This window comes from Stieleria varia, from assembly GCF_038443385.1.
GTDB lineage: Bacteria > Planctomycetota > Planctomycetia > Pirellulales > Pirellulaceae > Stieleria > Stieleria varia.
Map to the genome: position 1 here is coordinate 404,991 of NZ_CP151726.1, position 20,153 is coordinate 425,143.

Consider the following 20,153-nt stretch of genomic DNA (forward strand, 5'->3'; position numbering starts at 1 on the left):
TACCTTTGAGGCAAAAATGAACTTGCATCGAAATCGAATTCGCGTGGTCGCTGCGACCACGCTGTTGTTTGCTTGCCTGACGCGATCGGGGATCGCGGTCGAGCCGGATGGCGCATCACCACTGGGAGACGGCATCGCGGTGCCATTGGACGTTCTGACGAGCGACGAAAGCATTTCAACTGAGACGATGTCACAGCCGACGATGTCACAGCCGTCGCCATCGGATATCGATGATGTTTCGGTCAAGGACTTGTTGGACATGGCGACGACGCGTTATGAGAACCTGTCTCGTCAGTCGCCCGAAATTCAGAGCAAGTGGAACGATCGGCGTGAAGACACGTTGACCAAGTTGAAGCGATTGATCCAGGATCCCAAGTTCGTCGCCGAACTGAAGAAGGTGGAGCAGGAGTTGCTGTCGCAGGCGGAAGCAAAACGCCAGAGCCAGTTGAATGAGATCGGGATGAGTGAGCCCATGCAGAGTGAGCCCATGCAGAGTGAGCCCGGGAAGGGCGAGTCGGGAAATCGCAGGCCAAGCGAGTCCTCTGAGACTGAACGGGCGGGCACCCCATCGGAAACACAGCGTCCCACGTCGGACCCAGTGCTGCGACGGATTGAGCCATCGCCCCATGGCGAACCGGATGCCCATGCCCCGTCGTTCGTCCGCAGCGGCCAAGCCTTGCTGCCTTATGTGGCGGCCAAGTCCTCTGTTGATGGCGGTCAAGCACCGATCGACGTTGCACCTGCGGACAGCACTCGTGCCGACAACGACAAGATCGTCGAGCACAGTCAGACTGAATCGGGGAACGCCGGACAACGAACGAGCGTTGACAGTGCAATGCTGAAGCGGTTGATCGAGAAGCTCCGCGAGTTGGACGCGATGGCATCTGAGCTTGATTTCCAACCCAGCCATAGCCAACCCAGCCATTGATGTTCAATACAAACCCGATGGAGTTGATGAGATGAACGAGGTATTGAAACCTCTGCTGTGGACCGCGTTGGGTATCGAGTCGGTTTTTGCACTGGCGATCCTGCTGGCGTCCATCGAAAGCATTCGTGGCTTGGGACGCAAGCGGGCGAGTGGGAATGAGCTGGCCGCCAAGGCGATCGCGTACGCGGAAAGACTTGGCGGCCGGGACTGCCTCAAAGACCCGTTGGATGGTTTCCGTCCTCGGGCACACTGGCTCGCCGATGTGCGACGGTACTGTCCACCGCTGGCCGATTGTTTGTCGGTTTTGCTGGACACCGAATACGGTGAGCATCGAGAAGAAGCGGTGCAGATTACGCTGCAATCGCACCTCGGTGGCGGCAAGAACTTGGCCAGCTTTATCATCCGCACGGCGGCATTGTTCGGCCTCGCGCTGACCTTCGTCGGGATCATTGATGCCTTGCAAGTGTTCGAAGTGGATGCGACGAACATCGCGGGTCTGACGCGTGGGTTTTACACTTCGTTGACGTCGACGATCTTGGGCATCATTGCGACGGTGATCACATTGGTCGGCTTCATGTCGCAACGTCGAACCGACGGACAGATGGCAGAACAAGTCCAACTGGCGATTCTGAAACTGAATCACTGGTTGCATCACCATGTCGCCTGCGAAGACCCGATGGCGGTGGTATGTGAAGCAGTGGAAACCCAGCCGAACGGACACGCAAACGCCACACGTGACGCATCACACCGCCCCGCATCGGTCGTCCATCAGCAGGTCGGACGCCCGCAAGTTGGTCGTCAGTCAGTTCGCAGTCAGTCAGTTCGCAAGCCAGTAGCGGCTCCGCTACTGAACGCGGCCGCAGCCGATTTGACCATGGGGGATTTGTCATGACGAAAAAGGCGATGTTTGGCGGGGTCGCAGAAGAAGACGACGCGCCGATTTGTGACCTTACCAACCTGATCGACTTGATGGTCGTCATGGGAGCGCTGTTCCTTGTCTTGGCAGCGACCAACGCGGCCGTTTCGTCGACCCGATACGCAGAGTTGCCGATCGAGCTGACGGAGACACAAGCCGAGCCGACGTCGGCTGTGGAGCAACAGATTGTGGAGCCGCTGCAAGTCACCATCGATGCCGAGGGTGTGCTGCGGGTCGACGACACCATTGTTTCACTGACGGAGATCCGAGCAAGGTTGGCCCCCGATCGGGCAGACGTTCTCGATCAGACCAGCAATGGTGTCGACAAAGAAAGCTCTGCCGCCAAGAGATCCATCGTGATCGCATCGGACAAGAACGCACCGGTCAAGCATTCCATCGCCTTGATGGCTGAGGCGTCCAAACAGGACGCCGACATTTCATTCGTCACACTCGCGGAGCAGCAACCATGATTCGTCTTCGTCACATGATCATCTCGGTCTTGATCCACGCGGTCGGTTTGGGACTGCTGATGAGTTACTGCCCGAGTCCTGCTGGATCGACAGACCCTGAGAAATCGGAAGCGATTGAAAAAAAGACGCCGATCAAGAAAACATCGCAACCGGCCCCAATCAAGGTCGCGTTGAAACTGCCCAGCGAGACGACACCGCCATCGCAGACACCGCAAAGCACGGAGCCGATCTCAAAGCCATCGCCACCCGAGCCGCTGCCCCAGCAAGAACCGCCTCAGCAAAAAGCGGCCCAACAGAACCCGCCGAAAGACGCGGCAGCGATGGCGGAGAAACTCGTCGCGGCCCCACTGCCGCCAAAAACATCAATGCAACCGGACATGATGCCTCCCAACTTAATGCCACCCGACAGCAGCGAACTCGGGAACATCGAGTACCAAGCACAAATCGGATCCGTGCAGGCAACCTTGGCGGACGCATCGCCCAGCGGTCCCAGATCGCACAGTGTGTCGACACCACCGCAGTACATCGTTTCGCGTCCATCTGATCGCGGCGTTGCCACTTCGTCGACCAACCGCGGCTCCATGCCCAGTTCGTTGGAGGCCAGTTCGTTGGAGGCCAGTTCGTTGGAGGCCAGTTCGTTGGAGGCACTGGCGACGGGAGGGATGCAAGGAAACGCATCGTTTGAGAACAAATCAGGAATGATCGCGCCGGGCTTTCTGGTGGAAGCATTAAACGATCAAGCAATCCAGAGTTTGATCGATCGGGGTGACTTGCTGCTCGTCGCCGGAAACGGGGAAAGGAATTACCGGTTCAGTGGTTCGCTGTATCATCCTACGCGAGTCCGAGTGGACGGCAGTCTGGTAGGATATTCCTCGCGTTCGCTAACGCCCAATGCTCGCGTCGTCGACATTGCTCGCGCGACACTTGCACGCGAGTTCAGCATGACGGATGAGGAAAAGCAGCAGTTTCAGATTTGGTTGCTGCTCAGTCAGCGGCTCGATCGAGTGATCTTGGAGGGGCAACGATCGGCGTCTCGGGAGGCCAAGCTTCCCCTGGCGGACTTGGCCGTGACGTCCGGACGTTTGCAGTCGGACGCTCAAGGACGAATGAGCTACGTGGTGACGGATTGGCGAGCGAGAACAGCAACCCGGCAGTCGAGCCGACAGTGATCTGCGAGTGGAATCGCTGGTGGTGAATCCAGCGTGTCGGCTGCTCACAGATTTTCGAAATCGTCGAAATCGTCGATATCGAGGTCTTCCTCTTCGTCGTCTTTGCCGGTGCTGAGCCCGAATTCGTCGCTGATCTCGTCGTCGATCTCGATCTCGTAGTCGTCCTCGACTTCTTCTTCAAAGTCATCATCAAAATCGTCGTCGAAGTCATCTTCGTCGATGTCGTCGAACTCATCGAGGTCTTCTTCGTCGTCCAACCCGTCATTGAAGCCTTCGTCGATCCCGTCGTCGCCGCCTTCGCTATCGAAATCGTCGTCGTCATCCCCGTCGTCATCATCGTCATCGTCGTCGACCATTGCGCGAGGCGACGGGACCGCCGGAGCGGTCACTGAGCACGAACCTGCAACGCCGACGAGGAACTCGGTCTCGACAACTGGTGTGAGGGGATTCTGAGCAACGACGACTGTCATGGTGCCAATGACCTTGTAGGGAATGCTTGCATTTCACGCCTCAAATTCTGTGACCCAATGGTGGTTCCGCCAAGGGAAAATCAAATCTCTCGGGCGGAATGGTCGATAACGGAATGAGGCGTTCGCAGGAAGTTTAACTGGGGCTGACCCGAGCGGGAGGAGTCGGGTGGATTTTGTTTTCGTGAAAAATGTCGTGAAAAAGACCGGCGAAATCTTCTGGGAATATCGCCGGGAATATCGCCGGGAATATCACTGCCCAGCCGCATCTGACGCTGAGAGCAGTGATCGGACTTGATTGGAAACACAAACCAGACTGGCCCGACGAGCCGACATTTTGATACCTCCGGTGTCCTCGGCAAGCCGTCCAGGACGATTTCCTCGCGGTTTTCGGACGGGATACCGAAGGAATGTTACCGCTGAGTGTGTATCCGTCACGTGTCAGACGCATTTTTTTGCTTGTTCGAACAAGGGATTGGTAGCTCATGAAATTCAGTAAAACAATGCGATCCTCGACAAAGCTGACGGCAACATTGTCCGTGGTCCTGTCGATCGCAGTGCCGGCGGCGACAATACTGCCCTCAGCCGCGTTGTTGATGACCGCCGGATGTGCTGGCAGGCAATACGGACACCTGCTGTCCCATCAGGACAAGGATCTGGTGGGCAGCCATGCCGCCGGAGCGGCGACCTGGAACCCGTTGGTGGACGAATCGGTCGCCAAATTGCTTTCACGCTGCCCCCCTGCGGTGCAGCCGGTCGCGTTTGAAGCCCACGAGGGGATGCCGGTGGATGCCGTCGTCGGTACCGCCCTGGCATCGGGCCCGGCCACCGTTTGCTTCATCGGCATCGAAAACAAGAGCGCCGAGGAGTTGGTGGATTTCAAGGACCAGCTTTACGAGCGAATCGACAGTCAAATCAATTCGCAATCCGAGTTCCGGGGGATCAGTCGCCGGATGGTGGAAGCCGGATTGCGGGAAACACGACTGCGCCCCGACTCGCTCTTCTTGCCCGAAAACCGGATGATGTTCGCCAACGTCTTGGGCAGAAACGGCACTCCCGTCGATTACTTGCTCTATGCGACCATCACGAGCGGGACGACCGAGCGGAACAAGACCAGCCAGCGGGACTACGTGCTGACCCTGGAGATGATCAACATTCACACGGGCGACTTTATGAAAGAGTCTGCCACGATCCGCAAGGGTTACTCCAAAACTCGGGCCGGCAAGTGGTGGAACTATGGAGTGTTTGATCAAGCGGACGGTTGATTCCTTGTTGTCCGTCGTCCATCACATTCGATGCTCGCCAATCTATGCGACCTATTTGTTGGTCGCAGGGAGTGTTGCGCTGTGTGTTGCATTGTGTGGTTGCCGGACGCCGACACGATCGATCGACGTGGCCCGTGAAGCGTTCTTTGCCGGCGACTTGCAGGCCAGCCGAGCGACGTTGGGCGAAGTCATCGAGTCGAATCGACGTTGGTCAGACGCCTCGCAACTGGACTTGGCGATCGTCGATTTGGCGGACGGAAATCCGCGAGCGGCCGAACAGCGTTTGCGTCAGATGCGAGAATCCTTTGACGCGTTGCCAGCGGCCGCACCGCTGCATGAAGCCGCCTCGTTGGTCAGCGACGACACCGCACGTCCGTTTCGACCGGCGGGTTATGAGGAAGTCATGGTCAGGGCTTTGTTGGCCGTGTGCTCCTTGGCCGGAGACGGCGCGGATGCGGAAAGCTACTGTTTGCAAGCAGCGATGAAACAGAGCGAGTTGGCTCGTCAGGCGGGTGAGCGTGGGCTGGAGAACGCCGACGAACTGTACCGTCCGATTGCTTTGGCACCTTACATGCGCGGCGTGCTTCGCGAAGCATCTCACCGCGACTACGACGATGCCGCCGCGGCGTATCAGTTGGTCAGCGCCGCCAGTCCCCAGTTCGCACCGATCGGCGAAGACATCCGCCGCGCCAGCGAAGGCGTTCACAGCGCGCCGGGGCACGGCGTCCTCTATGTCATCGCTTGTGTGGGACGTGGTCCGCGATTGGTCGAAACCGTCGCCCCCACCACAACGGCTTCGCTGCAAATCGCATCCACGATCCTGCAATCCGTTCAGCAGGACGCCGAAGAGGACGAGGGTGGGTTTGTGTTGCCCAACATCGCCAGTGTCAAAGTCCCCGCAGTGGATGTCCCCCAGGACGACTTGACCGCTCTGGGCGTCAGCGTCAACGGGCAACTTTTTGGTGCCACGCAAACGTTGACCGACGTGGCTCAGTTGGCGAGAGAACAAGTGGAGGCCGAGATGCCATGGACGATCGCCCGAGCGGTCGCACGGCGGGTGACCAAAGAAGCCACGGTGGCGGGGGCCGGAAAAGGACTCGGGCTGCAGGGCAACGCAGCCTCCCTGTTTCAATTCGCCGCCGCCAGCGCCTGGAGTGGCACCGAACACGCCGACACACGTTGCTGGGGCTTGCTGCCACGTGAAATCCAAGTCCTACGCGCCGAGTTGCCAGCCGGGCAGCACCAAATCGGCTTGACGCAACTGAATCACTTGGGGCACCCCATGGCTTTGCCTCAGGTGGTCGACGCCGAGATCGTTGACGGACGAAATCGCTATGTGATTGTGATCGCACCAGGCCCGCATCTCTTTGTCGTGTGCGGTGAAGACGAGCGTTAGGCTCCTGTACGTCAGCCTTTCTAGGCTGACACTGCTGTCCGATTCAGGTTTGAGGTGCGCGTGATGTCAGCCTGGAAAGGCTGACGTACAAAAGGCTGACTTACACTGCTTTTGCGAGTTCGGCGGTGAGCCGGTAGACTACTCGCTTCGGATCGATCGCCTTTTTTCTCTCCTCTGGCCTGCTGCACCCGTGCGACGCCCCACACTGCATCAAGACGAAACGCTCGAAGTCAAGATGACGCCGATGATCGATGTCGTTTTCTTGTTGCTGGTGTTCTTTGTCTGGACCAGCACTTTTGAGCTGCCGGAGTTTGATTTGCCCAGCCCGATCGCGCAGACATCGCCTTCGGGTAATCAAGCCAACGCGGACGTCCAGCCTCCCACGGAGGTGTTTGACGAAATCGTCGTCAAGGTTCTGCACCAGGACGGGATCACGATTCTGCAACTCAATGGACAATCCGTTGCGGACTTGGCGACGCTAAGACAACGTTTGACCGACATCATCGCATTGGGAGTCCAGCCACCCGTGATCGTCGACCCAGCACCGCAGATCTCGATGGGCGAAGCCGTCGGTGTGTACGACATCGCAATGCTGGCGGGCGCAGATCGTGTTCTGTTTGCGGCCAAAGCGGAATGAGCGAATCCAGCAGGAGCCAAACGATGACGCGGCGGTGCGAGCGGGTCGGTTGGGTATTGCCGTGCCTGATTGCGATATCTTTTGCACTGTCTTGTGCACTGTCTTTTGCCACGCAAGCAGTTGGACAGCAACCCGCGGCGGTCCGTCCGTTGATGACGGTCTCTCGATCGACCGATGACCGTGACGCGGATTTGATGGCGGCGTTGATCCAGCGGGGACAGTTTGACGTCGCCAACCAGATTTGCCGTTCGATGCTGAGCCGGTTGGACTTGCAGAGCGACGAAGCGGCCAAGTGGGTGATTCACGCAAGTGAGCTTTCCATTGCGATCTTTCAAAGTGGTGGCGAATTCACGCAGGACCAAGTCGTCGCGGCCCAGCGTCCTGTGCTGGGTTTGCTGACTCGCTACGCAGATCACCGCCGTCGTTTTTTTCTGCTCTCACAAGCTCAGCGAGTCCGGATCGCCGCCGTACGTCACGCCATCGTGATGGCATCGGTCGCCGTCGACCGCCAGCAGCGACAAAGCGAAATTTTACGGCAGAGTTCGTCCATTCGTTTGGACGTCGAGGAGTTGTTGCAACAAATTCGAACAAGTGCTTCTGAAACACTCAGCGGACAACCGACTTTGCAGCAGCGTGCGATCGTCGATGACTGGCAGCGCTTGGATCACGAGTTGCAAATCGAGTTGGTCGCGTTGGCGCTAATGCAATCTGAAATTTTTCAACCCGGCAGCCTGGATTTCATTGATGCGGCCAACCAAGCGGCCGCTACAGCGACCGAAACGTTGTCACGACTGCCCAACGACACGCTGGCGAGGCGTGAAGTCCAGCGGTTGAAAGCCGACGCATTGATTCGCGCCGGTCAATTGAGGGAGGCCAAACGGTTGTTGGATGAGATTGCCGGCGACACAGACAGCACCCTGTCCCCCCAGATGGTCGCTTTGCAAGTCCGGCTGGCACTTGCCAATGGCGACGTGAGCGGTGCACGAACTCAATTGGATCGCTTTTACGGTAGCGACCCTGAGTCGGCACCACGGAGCATCGAACTGGACTTGGTTCGATTGGAAGTCTTGTTGCGATCAGTCGGCGGTGAAGAAGTGGATCGGATCGGTCCTTGGCTGAACAGCATTGAGCAACGCGGGGGGGCCTTTGCACGCCGACGCGCCGAGTCGACCGCGGTTTCGTTTTCTGGTCGTGGTGCTCCTGATCGGACGATGCAGGGCAACGCGTCTGTGTTGGCCGCTCAAGGAGAAGACTGGCTGCGTCGCGGTGACGAACTGCGAGCGGCGAAATTGCTCGCTGCGGCGGCCGATGCGGAATCCGATGGCCCGAGCGCCCTGCGGATGGCGACCAAGAGTGCTGCGGCCTACCTTGCGGCAAAGCAATCGGAGGACGCGATCGACGTGCTGCAGTCCATCGCCAAATCCAAGTCACAGTCTGAGGGAGCGGATCAACTGATGCTGCAGGCGGCCGTCTTGCTGTCGCAGCAGTCGGCCAAGGACACACCGAAAAAGATCGAACAGACGCTGCGTGATCTGATCACGATGTGGCCCGAATCCCAATCCTCGGATGCCGCCAAACAGTGGCTGCTGAAACTGTTGGATGGCCAAAGCCGTGAGGCGGAAGCGGCGTTGGCAGCAACCGAGTTTTTGAATGCGAATTCCAAAGCAGGCGTAGTCCAGTCGGCGATGGATCGTTGGGTCAAGCTGCTGGTGAGCAGTGATGCTGCGCAGGCGAGTTCATTGATTCCACAGTTCGCGTCGGCGTGGTCAACCGCGGCAGAACAATCGTCCGTTGCAAAGGAACTGTTTCAGTCGTATTCACCGTTGCTGTTGGACGAAGGGCCGTTTGTGAAACCGGCCGTCGGCGGGCTGCTGTCGGATGCAGATGCAAAACTCATCGGCGAGGTGGCTGCCTTTCGCGATCATCAGCAGGAAATGGTGACACCTGCTGATGCGAGTGAGCAACTGATTGAACTTGCTCGCTGGCGATTGTTACGTGATGGCGAACTGGATTCGTCGGAGAGAAAGCGAGTCGCATCGTTGCTCGTGGCTTGGCCGAGTCGTGATCGTTGGCAGACGTGGACGGCGCTGCTTTGGTCGGGAGATGAAGCAACGGTGGTGAGAGAGATCGAGCAATGGCTCGCCGAGTCGTCGCAACCGGGGGGCGACGGTCGTCGCGCAGCAAAGCTGTTGTCCGAGCAAGCGTCGGTGGCATCCAAAGGGGCGGCGATCAAGATTTGGGATCAGATTGCAAGCGGTGTTCCGCGTGGCAGCGTGGAGTGGCACGTTGCCAAGCTGTCCGCAATCGCTTTGTTGCAGGCGACGGGGAAATCAGCAGAAGCGGTTCGCCGGGCAAAATACGTGCTCTTGACCAGCCCACCCAAGAACTCAAAGCTGCTGGAACAATACCAGAGCATCCGCTAAACGTACGTCAGCCTTTTCAGGCTGATATAGACAAACTGTACGTCAGCCTTTCCAGGCTGACATACTCTACGTGAGTGTCAGGCTAGAAAGCCTGACGTACTTATCAGGCTGGAAAGCCTGACGTACTTGTTTCCTCAAATCTCTCTCCGCTCATGCCTCCAAGATTCTCGTACGTCAGTCCCGAGTCCGCACTCAATGCTTTGGCATGTCGTCTGCAGGTCGTCCAAGCAACGATTCGGACCGACGAGCTGACCGATCGCGTGATCGCACAAGATGTCGTTGCAGATCGCGACAGTCCTGCTGCTGATGTTTCGGCGATGGACGGATACGCGATTTCTCGCGCGGACTTGCACGACTCACCGACGTTGCCTGTCAGCGGAGAAAGTTCGGCAGGGTCGCCGCCACCTCAGTGGCGTCTCGGCACGGCTGTTCGGATCTTTACGGGCGCGATCCTGCCGGTCGGTTGCGACGCGGTGATCAAACGTGAGGAAACCCAAGAGTCGGAAAGCGAAGTCACGATCGTGCGTGACGCGAGTGGCGTCAGTGATGGAGAAAACATCCGTTGCGCCGGCGAGAACGCAGCCGGCGGCAGCGTGGTGATGCAATCGGGAACCAGGATCACGGCTGCGCAGCGGGCAACCCTAGTGAATTTCGGTTGCCTCGAAGCGATCGTCTTCGAGCCCGTTCGGATCGCAATCGTCACGACGGGTGACGAGGTCGGTGAGTTTCGGCAGACGCAGCCTGAACCTTGGCAATTACGCAACAGCAATCAGGCAGCGTTGCAATCGCTGATCCGACCGCACCGCTGGATGACGGTTTCACAATCGGTGCATTGCCTGGATGATCCTGATGCGTTGACGCAGCAGATGCAACAGAGTTTGATCGACAGCGATGTGGTGGTCCTGACCGGCGGAGTTTCGATGGGCGATTACGACCATGTGCCGGACGCGGTCGTGAGTGCTGGTGCGGAGATCGTATTTCATGGGCTGCCGATTCGGCCGGGCAAGCCGATTTTGGGAGCAGTAACGGGCGACGGAAAACTGGTCCTGGGGTTGCCCGGCAATCCCGTCAGCGCAACCGTTTGCGGTCATCGATTTTTGTTGCCATTGGCGGCCAAGATCAGCGGTCAAGTGAAATGGAAGACGCCATCCGCATTGGTGAAGCTAGTCAATCCAAGTGACCGCAGCATCCCGCTTCACTGGATGAAGCTTGTTCGGTTGGTGGACGACGGCTTGGCTGAAGTCGTCGCCAGTCAAGGCAGCGGCGACTTGGTTTCACTCGGCCAGAGCGACGGCTACGTCTGCGTTCCGCCCGATGCGATCGGTCCAGGACCGTGGCCGTACTTTGGTTGGTAGTGGGCGGGTCAGCGAGGTTCGGACGGTGAAACAGCTCTACTTTTTTGATCCAACGAGAGACTTCACCGTGTTTGAACGGCGACTTCCTCACTGGAGTCAGGCAGGCGTTGTCTGCTTCCTCACCTTTCGCCTTGCTGATTCTCTCCCGAAGTCTGTCGTGATGCCTAATCATACTCACCTGCTGGTCGCGTTTCCCAATGATCAAGAAATGCTTCGCCAATGTGAATCCTGGAAGCGATTTTCCGCTCGTCGTATCAATGCGTTGCTTGAGCAAACTGGCCGACTTTGGATGCAAGACGGATTTGATCATCTAGTGCGAAGCCTTGAGCAATTCGAGCATTTTCGCAATTACATTGCCAATAATCCCACGAAAGCGAATCTACAGCCGGGAGAATGGATTCACTATCAAAAGGATCTTGGATCGAAGTGTTAACTGCTCCTTTTGTTCCGAAACGGTTTGGCCTAGCCCGAGCGAAGCGTCGGGATGGCTACGTAGGCATCACGCTCCGCCGTGATGCAGTGCGACCAAGCGGATTGTGATCCAAAAAACGACGTCGGCCCCTGCGGTTCAAACGAAGCCACTACCGGCAGTACCACCGGCCCAATCAACTGTTCGACACGATCGATTGAGATTTCCATGTCAATCGTCGGGCGTCATCCTGCGGAGCAGGATGGCTACTTTTACTTCGCCGCCAATCGCATCACTCGGATCGGGTGCTCGGGGTCATCATCGAGCTGGATCTTGTGCTCTTTGTAGCTCCAAGGTTTGTCCTTGATCCACTCGCGAAACTCATTCGCGATGATTCGAAAGGGATCACTCAACAGGACTTCACCTCCCGGCGCCAAATGCGCGTCCAGGCACTGCAACAGTTCCGGCCAAAGCTGACGAAGGTACGTTACATCGCTGCCGAGGATCAGGGGAAAACGTTCTTCGTCAAGTTGATCCACTCCGAAACGCAATCGTGTCACGCTGCATCGCTCGGCCACCGGACGCACACTCATGCGAACCAGCAACAGTGGATCATCCACGCCGTCGGTCAAGGTCACTTGGGCGCCTCGCAGGGCGGCGGCAATCCCGGCATGTCCTGTTCCGCAACCGAGTTCCAGAACACGGTGACCGGCAAGTTCGACTCGGTCCAGATAACGATCCAGTCCGCTTGCGGCACGCCAGGTCGTGGCCCAAAACGGATCGATGACTCCTTGTTCGCCCGCGTCTTGACGTTCGCACGCATCGATCAACATACCGTCGGGGTCGGCGGCGACCGCAAGCTGGAAGTCGCGTCCGGCGATCGGAGTGGTTTCCCATTTCCAAGCGAAACGCTCACTTGCGGCGGCGGCCAGGGCTTCCATGGATACGGAGTCGGTGGAGGAGTTCATGTGGTCTGTTTGAACCGTTGATTCAAGGGCTGCGAAAAACTTGTATCGGCGGCGACCATGTATTTGAGTAACCCGAGTTGTTGACATAGGGCGAATAGGACTGCAGATAGGGCCAAGCGATCACGTTCTGATTTTGGTCTATCGGAGGAACCGCTTGATGAGTCGGTCGAGGATCCGCCGGCAACGCGGTGCCCAATCGTATGCGTCCACGACGTGTCGCGCCGCCGTTGATCTGTCCGTTGGCATTCATCACCAGCGGTTCCCAATCGATCACGCAGTTGGGCATCGCCTTGGACAACTTCAGGACCTCGGATTTCGTCGTCGGCGTTCGATGAAGCTTAACATAACGAAGGTTGGGCAGCTGCGACAGCAACTGGATGCCTTTGTCGGTGACCGCCGTCCGTTCGAGGTCGATGTGTCTCAGTTGGGTGCATTGGCACAAATCAGCCAACGCCGGATCACTGAATCGTGTGTGCGCCGCGGAAAACCATTTGAGGCGTGCGTTGCGAAGCCATGGCATTGAGCCATAGTCCAACACAGTGCGTGTCAAATCCAGCGACTCCAGTTGATTCAATCGATCCAGCGAGTCCAGTTGAAGCGTCGAGACGGTCAGTCCGGTTAGACGCAATCGTTTGATCGATGGCAAGCCCGCGACGGCTTGGATCACTGCAGCGGGATCGCGAGGCGACGCCGTCGGCGCGTTGGTGGAGACATTGGTGATTTCCGTAAAGAAATCTTGCCCCAGCCATTGGGCCATCGCAGCGGGGGGTGACGCGATGTCGCCCGGTAGCAGGCTCAGCAGCAAACTCTTGCGAGGCTCATACGATATGAACGCGGCTTGAGCGGACAACTGATCCGCGAGTCGACTCTGGTCCAGAGAATTGCGATACAGATGGCTGTAGTAGGCAAACAGCAATCCAAATCCGACGGCGGCGAGCATCAGTCCACGAATCGTGATTCGACGCCGACGTTTCCGGGTGGCCGATTGTTCCGCCAACAACTCTGCCAAGCGAGCCAACTCGACCCTCAGATCACTCAGTTGGCTTGCCAAATGGCCGACAGGACGTGTCGAGCCGTCAGTCTGGGCATTGGCCTGGGCCTTGCTCTGGGCATCATTTTGGTTTGCTGGCATCAAATTGGCCATGAGTTGGTCGCTCGCATGCGGATTTCGCTGACTACCTACCACGCCGATAAAAAAGGGGCGGCAAATCTCTGCATCAGTGTAAGTGGATACGCCGGACCACTTGAGAAGTTCAGGGAAATTCACGACCATTTCCGATTCGTCCTGGGCCGAGTTGGTTCCACTTTCCGCAACAATTTGCCCTCTTAACCAGATCCCTGTTACCACAAAGCCGATTGATTTGTCCGATTCATCCGATCCACAAACCGCTTCCTTTCCTACCGCCGCCGTGGTTTGCGTCGTGTCGCTGGTGGGGTTGCTGGTCAGTTGGGCTTGGACTGCGGCGGTTCCGTCGGCAGCGGCGGTGGTGACGTTCAATGCGTTTCAGGTCGTGATGATTTCGATCGTCATCTGGCAAGCCTGTGACCCCTTTGCTGACGCGGCACAGTATTTCGGTGAACGCTGGCGATTGCCGGGTTCCGTGCGCGGGGCAACGCTGGACGCCATCGCCAGCTCACTGCCTGAGTTGTTCACCGGGCTGTTCTTTGTGCTGTTGGCCGCTGGCGTGGGCGATCAAGCTAGCGCTGATGGCGAAACAGAAGGCTTGGGGGCGACGATCGCGACGTGTGCCGGATCTGCGGTATACAACATGATGCTGATCCCTGCCTTGTGCGGCATCGTGATCGCTCGGACGCGGCACCAAAAACCGGTGATCGAAGTAGAGTCCAAAGTCATCAGTCGAGACGGCTTGTGGTTCTTGGCGTGCGAACTGGTGTTGATCGTGTTTCTCTTTCAACCTGCCATGTCGTGGGGAATGGCCGCGACGTTGTTGCTGATGTACGTCGCGTACGTCTACATGCTGGTGCTGGACTCTCGCAGTTACCGGATTGCACGAGACGCAGTGGTCGATCGATTCACGGACGAGCACGTTCCGTCCACGGACGAATTGGTCGATGCACTCAATGCTGCGGGAATCAAGCCTTCGCTGCAGTTGATCAATCAAGTTCGACGTGAATTGGTAGCGGGCGCGATCGTAGGAGACCCGGTTCATGACGAGGATGGCGATGAAGATGACACGGCTGGCATTCTGTTCGGTCGGTTTGAGGTCAAGCTGACGCCGGTTGTCGGCTACAGCATCTTGGCCGTTTCAACCGTGATCGCAGCGGCTGCGTGCTATTGGTTGGTGGAAGTCACCCAGAGCACGGCGACGACGTTGAATGTGCCGCTGTTCTTTGTGGCCGTCATCGTCGCAGCGGCGGCAAGCAGCGTGCCTGATACGTTTCTGTCGATCGCAGCGGCGCGTCGCGGAGACGACGACGGCGCGGTGTCCAACGCCTTCGGTTCCAATATCTTTGACATCTGCATCTGCTTGTCCGTCCCGCTGTTGGTCAGCGTTTATCTTAACGGTGGCAAACCCGTTCCGCTGACCATCGACGGCCAACCGATGGCGGGACTTTTCGGACTGCAGATCTTGCTGTGCGCGTCAACGATCGTGACGCTGTTGATCATGTGGCAGGACTTGAGGTTGACGTTGACGAAGTCCTGGATCCTGGTCGGCCTCTATGGAATCTTTGTCGCCTACGCTGTCGCCGGATCATTGGGAATCCTAAATCTGTGACAGCGTACGTCAGCCTTTCTAGGCTGACACGCACGGCACTGTACGTCAGCCTTTCTAGGCTGACACGCACGGCACTGTACGTCAGCCTTTCTAGGCTGACATACACGGCACTGTACGTCAGCCTTTCTAGGCTGACATACTCTCCACTGTACGCTCAAGAGTACTGCGAGTCAGGCTAGAAAGCCTGACGTACGAGACTCACGCGGAGAGTCAGGCTAGAAAGCCTGACGTACAGACTCATGCGGCGAGGCGGCGTTTGACGAAACGGGCTCGTCGTGCGGGGCCGCCCAACGGTGTCTTGTCGATCAACTTGTTGAACTTGCTGGACAAACGATCCAGACCGCGCACTTTCGGCTTCCACTGATATTGCATCTGGGTGTCGATCACCGCGTAGATGTAATCGTTCGTACGCCAAACGGATTCATACTGCAGATGCACCAAATGACCACCCAGATCATCGGCAAGCTGCAAGAACTCGCGAGGCCCGATCGTTTCGTCCACGATCTGTAGTCCGCTGGGTTGATGTTCTCGCAAGTAATTCTGATGCAGGTAGCTGGGGCACGTCAGGATCAGACGCGAACGATCGGACATGGACTGTCGCAGGTTGGCATGAAACTGCTTTCGCTCCGCTGCGGGAATGTGTTCATACACGTCCAACAAAGTGACCACATCAAATGGTCCACCGACGACGGGCGAGGTCAAATCGCTAACCGCGAACTGAAACTGCTCTGACGTTGCGAACAGTTGTTGAGCCGTGTGCACATTTTGCGGCGAAATGTCGACGCCGACCGCTTGTAAAGAGGGACGACCGGCACAAAGTCGGCTGGTGGTCTCACCGACGCCGCAGCCGATCTCCAGCAGTTTTTCCGCTTCCTGAGGCACGTGAGCCGTCGCAAAGTCCAAGGCGTGGGTGAGCCTAGGATTGCCCTGGATGAACCCATCAACCAACCGGGTGCTGAAATCATTGTAAAACTCCGCAATTTGCAGCTTTGTTACTTCGGCCGCTGGTGTTGGTTCGTTTTGCTGGCTCATGGATTTCGACGATCTCAAACGGAGGGTTGTATCGATTGACGCGATTGTTTTGTATTGATCGGGCGATCGGACGTCACTTCCGTTGATGGAATAGGAAAAAAACGTCGCATGCGACAAGTGCGAACTATGCAATTGCTTGCATCAGATCGGGCGAGAATTACGATCGATCGGGTTGATTCCCCCCATTGTCTCGCACCATTGATGATCATGTCCCGCAAGTCCGCCCGCCGTCGAGTTTCCGGCCCTCAATGGTCGCTGGCCAAACTGGAGCCCCGCGTCTTGCTGGCCGGCGACGTTGGCGCGGCGGCCGCTCCGCCGGCGGAAGTCACTCCGATGCAGACGAGTGAGCCTGAGTCTGTGGGCGTCGAGGCTGTTGCATCTGCTCAATCCAACGTCGTCGTTTTCGTCGATCCCAGTGCCGGGGACCTATTGTCGGTCGCCACCCCGGTCGCCAAGGGAGCGACGTTGGTGATGCTCGATGGCGAGCGGGATGGCGTGTCCCAGATTCGCGAACAACTTGCCCTCCTGTCCCGTGGCGAGTCGACGATTCAACAGGTCCACCTCGTCACCCATGGCGCATCGGGCCGTCTGCAACTGGGCGCGTCCGAACTGAGTCTCGACACACTTGACCGGTCCGCCGCCGACTTGGCCGGCTGGGCTGACAGCCTGGCGTCTGACGCAGACATCTTGTTGTACGGATGCGATGTCGCTGGTGACGCTGACGGACGAGAATTCGTGCGGCGGATTGCAACGCTGACCGGTGCCGATGTCGCGGCATCGGATGACCGCACCGCGAATGCTGCTCAACAAGGCGACTGGCAATTGGAGTATCACGTCGGCGAGGTGAATGCATTCTTAGCGTTGACCGCCGATGCGATGAGACAGTTCCAGGGCCACTTGGCCATCGAGATTCGCGCCGCAGGAACCGTGGGTGGTGAAGAACTGCAGGTTCACATCGGCGACCAGTTTGTCACGACCCTGACAATGGGCAACACGGGTGCCTTTGAGCGAAATTTTCAAACCTACACCATCAACTATGACAATGCGGACGTCAGCCAAATCCGACTGAACTACAGCAACGACTTCTATGACCCTCAGAGCGGATTGGACCGCAACATTGGCGTGGACTGGATTCGCGTCGACGGGGTCCAGTACGAGACGGAATCGCCCAACGTATTTGCTGCAGGAGTCTATGCCAACGGACAAATTTCTGCGGGCAATTTGCAGACCGAGTACTTGAGCAGCAACGGATTCTTTGACTACGGCGGCAGCAGCGTCATCCCCAATGGCTCCTTCGTTCAGATCTTTGCATCAGGCGACGAGGGTGTCGAGCAAATGAGACTGCTGGTCGATGGTCGTTGGGTCGCGATCTACGACAACGTCCCGACCCAGGGAGGCGTCTTCTCGTATCAAAGCGATCAAGTGCTGACGCCCGATCGAATCCGTGTCGAGTTCACCAACGACTTCTACGATCCCGCCTTCGGTTTCGACGGAAATCTGAATGTCGATCGAATCGAAATCGACGGTGTCGCCTATGAAAGCGAAGCACCCAATGTGTTCAGCACCGGCGGATACCTGCCCGAGTACGGCAATGCACACGGATACTTCTACACCGAAAAGCTGCAAACCAGTGGTTACTTTCAGTATGGCGGCGGAGGTGGTCCTGTTGATCCACCGACGAGTCAGTCCGGTCTGATCAGCCTCGCCGAAACCCAAGTCACGGTCAACGAGAACACCGGCGTTGCGTCGATTCGATTGCGTCGCACCGATGGCGCCAGTGGTGCCGCGGCAGTGTATTTCCAGACTCAAGACGGCTCGGCGGTCAACGGAGTGGATTACTTCGGTACCGATTCCGGCGTCGTTTATTTTGCCGACGGACAAACCGCGGCGACCATCGATATCACGTTGATCGACAACGCCAATGCCGATGGTGAAAAAACGTTCGGTGTGTCGCTATTCCACGTCGACGGAGCCGTCCAGGGTGAACCACGGACGGCGGGCATCACGATCGTCGACAACGAATCCAATGATGGTTTGATCGGTTATTGGAACCTCAACGACGCAAACGCCAATGGGTTCGTTGCCGACTCGTCGGGACTCGGAAACAACGGCATCGCAAGGAACTTTGCGGCCCCCAGCGGTCCGATCAACCTCACTCCCAACACCAACTTTGACAATCCCGGTGCATACCGTTTCGACGGCGTCAATGACTACGTCGAAGTCGCCGAGAACGAATCACTGCGTTTGACCGAAGGCACGTACAGCCAATCCGCGTGGATCAGACCGACCAGCTATGACGACGGATACCACGGCGTGATCGGTTACCAGCAAGGCACATCGGTGGGAACCCGTTACCCGTTCATCTACGTTCGAAACGATGCGATCTACGCCGGCTTTGGCACCGGTGGCAATACTTGGAAAGGTGTCGTGGCGGACAACGTGATCACGATCAACGCATGGAACCATGTCGCGGTTTCGTTTGATGGCACCACCATGCAACTGTTCGTCAACGGCGAAGTCGTCGCGACCAACAGCAACTTCGGAGGCTCGGCTCCACCGACGACGTTTGCTCAGTTGAATATCGGTCGCATCAACAACCAGTTCATCGGCGACATTGACGAAGTGCGAATGTACGACCGGGCGATCAGCGGTGCGGAGGTCAGTGCTTTGATCGGTGGTGCAACGTTGCCGCCACCGCGTGTGGCCGGTTACTTCACCAGGAATGTGATCACGGCAGGCTTGACGCAGCCGACGACCATCGAGCCATTGCCCGATGGCAGATTTCTCGTTGCCGAGCGAGCGGGGATCGTGCGAATCGTCAATGCCGATGGCTCGCTCAGCGGCCAACCGGTGCTGGACATCCAAGACATCGTGAACACCGTGGGCGTGGACCGCGGACTGATGTCGATCGCAGTCGGGCCGGACTTTGCACAAACGCGACAATTGTATGTGGCGTACACCTACGATCCGCCCGAGGTCAATGCTTTCACCGGCAACGGCGGCGCCGATGGCGAAGGCGGTCGCGTCGCGCGTGTGTCCCGGTTCACATTGAACGAGTCCTGGACCGTGGCCGACCGCAATAGCGAAGTCGTCGTGCTGGGCACCAACAGCACATACCAAAACATCGGTCAACCCAATCGACATCCCTTGCTCTCTGATCCCCAGTCGGGCATTGATGCGAATGGAAACTACATCGAGGACTTCATCGCCAGCGATGAATTGAGCCACACCGTCGGCAACTTGGAGTTCGGCCCTGATGGTGCGTTGTATGTCTCCACCGGAGACGGCGGTTCCTACGGCCGCGTCGACCCGGTGAACTTGCGTGCCTTGGACGTCAACAGCCTCAACGGCAAGATCTTGCGAGTCGATCCGCTCACCGGCAAAGGGCTGCCAGACAACCCCTTCTGGAACGGCAATCCCAACAGCAATCAAAGTCGCGTGTACAGCTTGGGGCTGCGTAATCCGTTCCGGTTTGCCATCAATCCCAACAGCGGCGAAGTCTTCATCGCGGATGTGGGATGGTTGAACTACGAGGAGATCAACACCGGTCGTGGCAAGAACTTTGGCTGGCCGGCCTATGAAGGTTACGGTTTGACAGGCGGCGATCGCGGCAGCTACAGCTCTTTGCAAGCAACTCGCGATTTCTTGGCCACCAACCCGGAAATCACTGCACCAATCTGGGTGCGGAGCCACTCGTCCGGTGCCCGCGCCATCATCATGGGCGACTTCATCCAAGGCGGCAACTATCCAGCGAGTCTGCAAGGTGCGTTCCTGTTTCTGGATATCGGAGATCAAGTCATTCGGGCGGGCCGCGTGGATGCCAATGGCCAATTGATCGATGTCGTGCCCGTTTCGTCTGCCATCGGTTTCATCACCGACATCACGCGACTGCCTGACGGCACGCTGGTCTACGCGGATTTGGCGTCCGGTACGATCGGACGTCTCGTCTTCAACGGCTGATCCAAGGTTGACGCGGACCG

The 20,153-nt window shown here is 57.7% G+C and carries 17 protein-coding genes; 12 read left to right on the forward strand and 5 right to left on the reverse strand.

What is annotated here, in order from left to right:
- Positions 1-16 precede the first annotated feature (16 nt).
- Genes Pla52nx_RS01540 through Pla52nx_RS01555 form a run of 4 tightly spaced genes read left to right on the forward strand, consistent with a single transcriptional unit; the run spans position 17 to position 3,483 of the window.
- A complete protein-coding gene (locus tag Pla52nx_RS01540; protein ID WP_146517800.1) occupies positions 17-928 on the forward strand; it encodes a hypothetical protein in 912 nt (303 codons plus the stop codon).
- 31 nt (positions 929-959) lie between these two features.
- Positions 960-1,820 carry a MotA/TolQ/ExbB proton channel family protein gene (locus Pla52nx_RS01545; RefSeq protein WP_146517801.1) on the forward strand — a complete coding sequence of 287 codons (861 nt, stop codon included), beginning with the start codon at positions 960-962 and terminating at the stop codon, positions 1,818-1,820.
- A complete protein-coding gene (locus Pla52nx_RS01550; protein ID WP_146517802.1) occupies positions 1,817-2,314 on the forward strand; it encodes an ExbD/TolR family protein in 498 nt (165 codons plus the stop codon). The genes Pla52nx_RS01545 and Pla52nx_RS01550 overlap by 4 nt, the downstream gene beginning before the upstream one ends.
- Positions 2,311-3,483, forward strand: a complete 1,173-nt coding sequence (locus Pla52nx_RS01555; protein ID WP_146517803.1) for a hypothetical protein — start codon at positions 2,311-2,313, stop codon at positions 3,481-3,483. The genes Pla52nx_RS01550 and Pla52nx_RS01555 overlap by 4 nt, the downstream gene beginning before the upstream one ends.
- 44 nt (positions 3,484-3,527) lie before the next feature.
- Here Pla52nx_RS01555 and Pla52nx_RS01560 read toward each other — a convergent pair whose 3' ends face one another.
- The gene (locus Pla52nx_RS01560; protein ID WP_231741569.1) at positions 3,528-3,953 is read right to left on the reverse strand and encodes a hypothetical protein; all 426 of its coding nucleotides are present in this window, start codon (positions 3,951-3,953) and stop codon (positions 3,528-3,530) included.
- Positions 3,954-4,435: 482 nt separating this feature from the next.
- Between Pla52nx_RS01560 and Pla52nx_RS01565 the strand changes: the two genes are divergently transcribed.
- The 6 genes from Pla52nx_RS01565 to Pla52nx_RS01590 all read left to right on the forward strand — a co-directional run bounded on the left by Pla52nx_RS01565 (position 4,436) and on the right by Pla52nx_RS01590 (position 11,459).
- On the forward strand, positions 4,436-5,215 hold the full coding sequence (locus Pla52nx_RS01565) for a penicillin-binding protein activator LpoB (protein WP_146517804.1): 780 nt from the start codon (positions 4,436-4,438) through the stop codon (positions 5,213-5,215).
- Positions 5,187-6,611, forward strand: coding sequence for a hypothetical protein (locus Pla52nx_RS01570; RefSeq protein WP_231741571.1), 1,425 nt, complete (start codon positions 5,187-5,189; stop codon positions 6,609-6,611). Before Pla52nx_RS01565 ends, Pla52nx_RS01570 begins: the two co-directional genes overlap by 29 nt.
- 190 nt (positions 6,612-6,801) lie before the next feature.
- The gene (locus Pla52nx_RS01575) at positions 6,802-7,248 is read left to right on the forward strand and encodes a biopolymer transporter ExbD (RefSeq protein ID WP_146517805.1); all 447 of its coding nucleotides are present in this window, start codon (positions 6,802-6,804) and stop codon (positions 7,246-7,248) included.
- A gap of 152 nt (positions 7,249-7,400) precedes the next feature.
- Positions 7,401-9,671 (forward strand): tetratricopeptide repeat protein, encoded by a 2,271-nt coding sequence (locus Pla52nx_RS01580; RefSeq protein WP_146517806.1) that lies wholly within the window; start codon positions 7,401-7,403, stop codon positions 9,669-9,671.
- A gap of 152 nt (positions 9,672-9,823) precedes the next feature.
- Positions 9,824-11,026 (forward strand): molybdopterin molybdotransferase MoeA, encoded by a 1,203-nt coding sequence (locus Pla52nx_RS01585; RefSeq protein ID WP_146517807.1) that lies wholly within the window; start codon positions 9,824-9,826, stop codon positions 11,024-11,026.
- 160 nt (positions 11,027-11,186) lie between these two features.
- Positions 11,187-11,459, forward strand: a complete 273-nt coding sequence (locus tag Pla52nx_RS01590) for a transposase (protein WP_231741572.1) — start codon at positions 11,187-11,189, stop codon at positions 11,457-11,459.
- A 29-nt stretch (positions 11,460-11,488) separates the two neighbouring features.
- Here the strand turns inward: Pla52nx_RS01590 and Pla52nx_RS01595 are convergent, their stop codons facing one another.
- Genes Pla52nx_RS01595 through Pla52nx_RS01605 form a run of 3 tightly spaced genes read right to left on the reverse strand, consistent with a single transcriptional unit; the run spans position 11,489 to position 13,535 of the window.
- Entirely contained in the window at positions 11,489-11,665 is a 177-nt protein-coding gene (locus Pla52nx_RS01595; RefSeq protein WP_197454163.1) for a hypothetical protein, read from the reverse strand.
- 42 nt (positions 11,666-11,707) lie between these two features.
- Complete coding sequence (locus Pla52nx_RS01600) at positions 11,708-12,403, reverse strand: class I SAM-dependent methyltransferase (RefSeq protein WP_146517809.1); 696 nt, start codon at positions 12,401-12,403, stop codon at positions 11,708-11,710.
- A 22-nt stretch (positions 12,404-12,425) separates the two neighbouring features.
- Positions 12,426-13,535, reverse strand: coding sequence for a hypothetical protein (locus Pla52nx_RS01605; protein ID WP_146517810.1), 1,110 nt, complete (start codon positions 13,533-13,535; stop codon positions 12,426-12,428).
- 229 nt (positions 13,536-13,764) lie between these two features.
- Between Pla52nx_RS01605 and Pla52nx_RS01610 the strand changes: the two genes are divergently transcribed.
- Complete coding sequence (locus tag Pla52nx_RS01610) at positions 13,765-15,141, forward strand: hypothetical protein (protein WP_146517811.1); 1,377 nt, start codon at positions 13,765-13,767, stop codon at positions 15,139-15,141.
- A gap of 237 nt (positions 15,142-15,378) precedes the next feature.
- Here Pla52nx_RS01610 and Pla52nx_RS01615 read toward each other — a convergent pair whose 3' ends face one another.
- Entirely contained in the window at positions 15,379-16,173 is a 795-nt protein-coding gene (locus tag Pla52nx_RS01615) for a class I SAM-dependent methyltransferase (protein WP_146517812.1), read from the reverse strand.
- Positions 16,174-16,380: 207 nt separating this feature from the next.
- Here Pla52nx_RS01615 and Pla52nx_RS01620 point away from each other — a divergent pair, with 207 nt between their 5' ends.
- Positions 16,381-20,133, forward strand: a complete 3,753-nt coding sequence (locus tag Pla52nx_RS01620; RefSeq protein ID WP_197454166.1) for a DUF4347 domain-containing protein — start codon at positions 16,381-16,383, stop codon at positions 20,131-20,133.
- The last annotated feature ends 20 nt before the right edge of the window (positions 20,134-20,153 follow it).

What these genes read in the sequence shown, in the direction of transcription:
- Pla52nx_RS01620 (WP_197454166.1), top strand. Translation starts at nt 16,381, where the DNA reads ATGTCCCGCAAGTCCGCCCGCCGTCGAGTTTCCGGCCCTCAATGGTCG.
- Pla52nx_RS01550 (WP_146517802.1), top strand. Translation starts at nt 1,817, where the DNA reads ATGACGAAAAAGGCGATGTTTGGCGGGGTCGCAGAAGAAGACGACGCG.
- Pla52nx_RS01540 (WP_146517800.1), top strand. Translation starts at nt 17, where the DNA reads ATGAACTTGCATCGAAATCGAATTCGCGTGGTCGCTGCGACCACGCTG.
- Pla52nx_RS01615 (WP_146517812.1), bottom strand. Translation starts at nt 16,173, where the DNA reads ATGAGCCAGCAAAACGAACCAACACCAGCGGCCGAAGTAACAAAGCTG.
- Pla52nx_RS01605 (WP_146517810.1), bottom strand. Translation starts at nt 13,535, where the DNA reads ATGCCAGCAAACCAAAATGATGCCCAGAGCAAGGCCCAGGCCAATGCC.
- Pla52nx_RS01560 (WP_231741569.1), bottom strand. Translation starts at nt 3,953, where the DNA reads ATGACAGTCGTCGTTGCTCAGAATCCCCTCACACCAGTTGTCGAGACC.
- Pla52nx_RS01570 (WP_231741571.1), top strand. Translation starts at nt 5,187, where the DNA reads ATGGAGTGTTTGATCAAGCGGACGGTTGATTCCTTGTTGTCCGTCGTC.
- Pla52nx_RS01555 (WP_146517803.1), top strand. Translation starts at nt 2,311, where the DNA reads ATGATTCGTCTTCGTCACATGATCATCTCGGTCTTGATCCACGCGGTC.
- Pla52nx_RS01585 (WP_146517807.1), top strand. Translation starts at nt 9,824, where the DNA reads ATGCCTCCAAGATTCTCGTACGTCAGTCCCGAGTCCGCACTCAATGCT.
- Pla52nx_RS01545 (WP_146517801.1), top strand. Translation starts at nt 960, where the DNA reads ATGAACGAGGTATTGAAACCTCTGCTGTGGACCGCGTTGGGTATCGAG.
- Pla52nx_RS01565 (WP_146517804.1), top strand. Translation starts at nt 4,436, where the DNA reads ATGAAATTCAGTAAAACAATGCGATCCTCGACAAAGCTGACGGCAACA.
- Pla52nx_RS01580 (WP_146517806.1), top strand. Translation starts at nt 7,401, where the DNA reads ATGACGGTCTCTCGATCGACCGATGACCGTGACGCGGATTTGATGGCG.
- Pla52nx_RS01590 (WP_231741572.1), top strand. Translation starts at nt 11,187, where the DNA reads ATGCCTAATCATACTCACCTGCTGGTCGCGTTTCCCAATGATCAAGAA.
- Pla52nx_RS01600 (WP_146517809.1), bottom strand. Translation starts at nt 12,403, where the DNA reads ATGAACTCCTCCACCGACTCCGTATCCATGGAAGCCCTGGCCGCCGCC.
- Pla52nx_RS01595 (WP_197454163.1), bottom strand. Translation starts at nt 11,665, where the DNA reads ATGGAAATCTCAATCGATCGTGTCGAACAGTTGATTGGGCCGGTGGTA.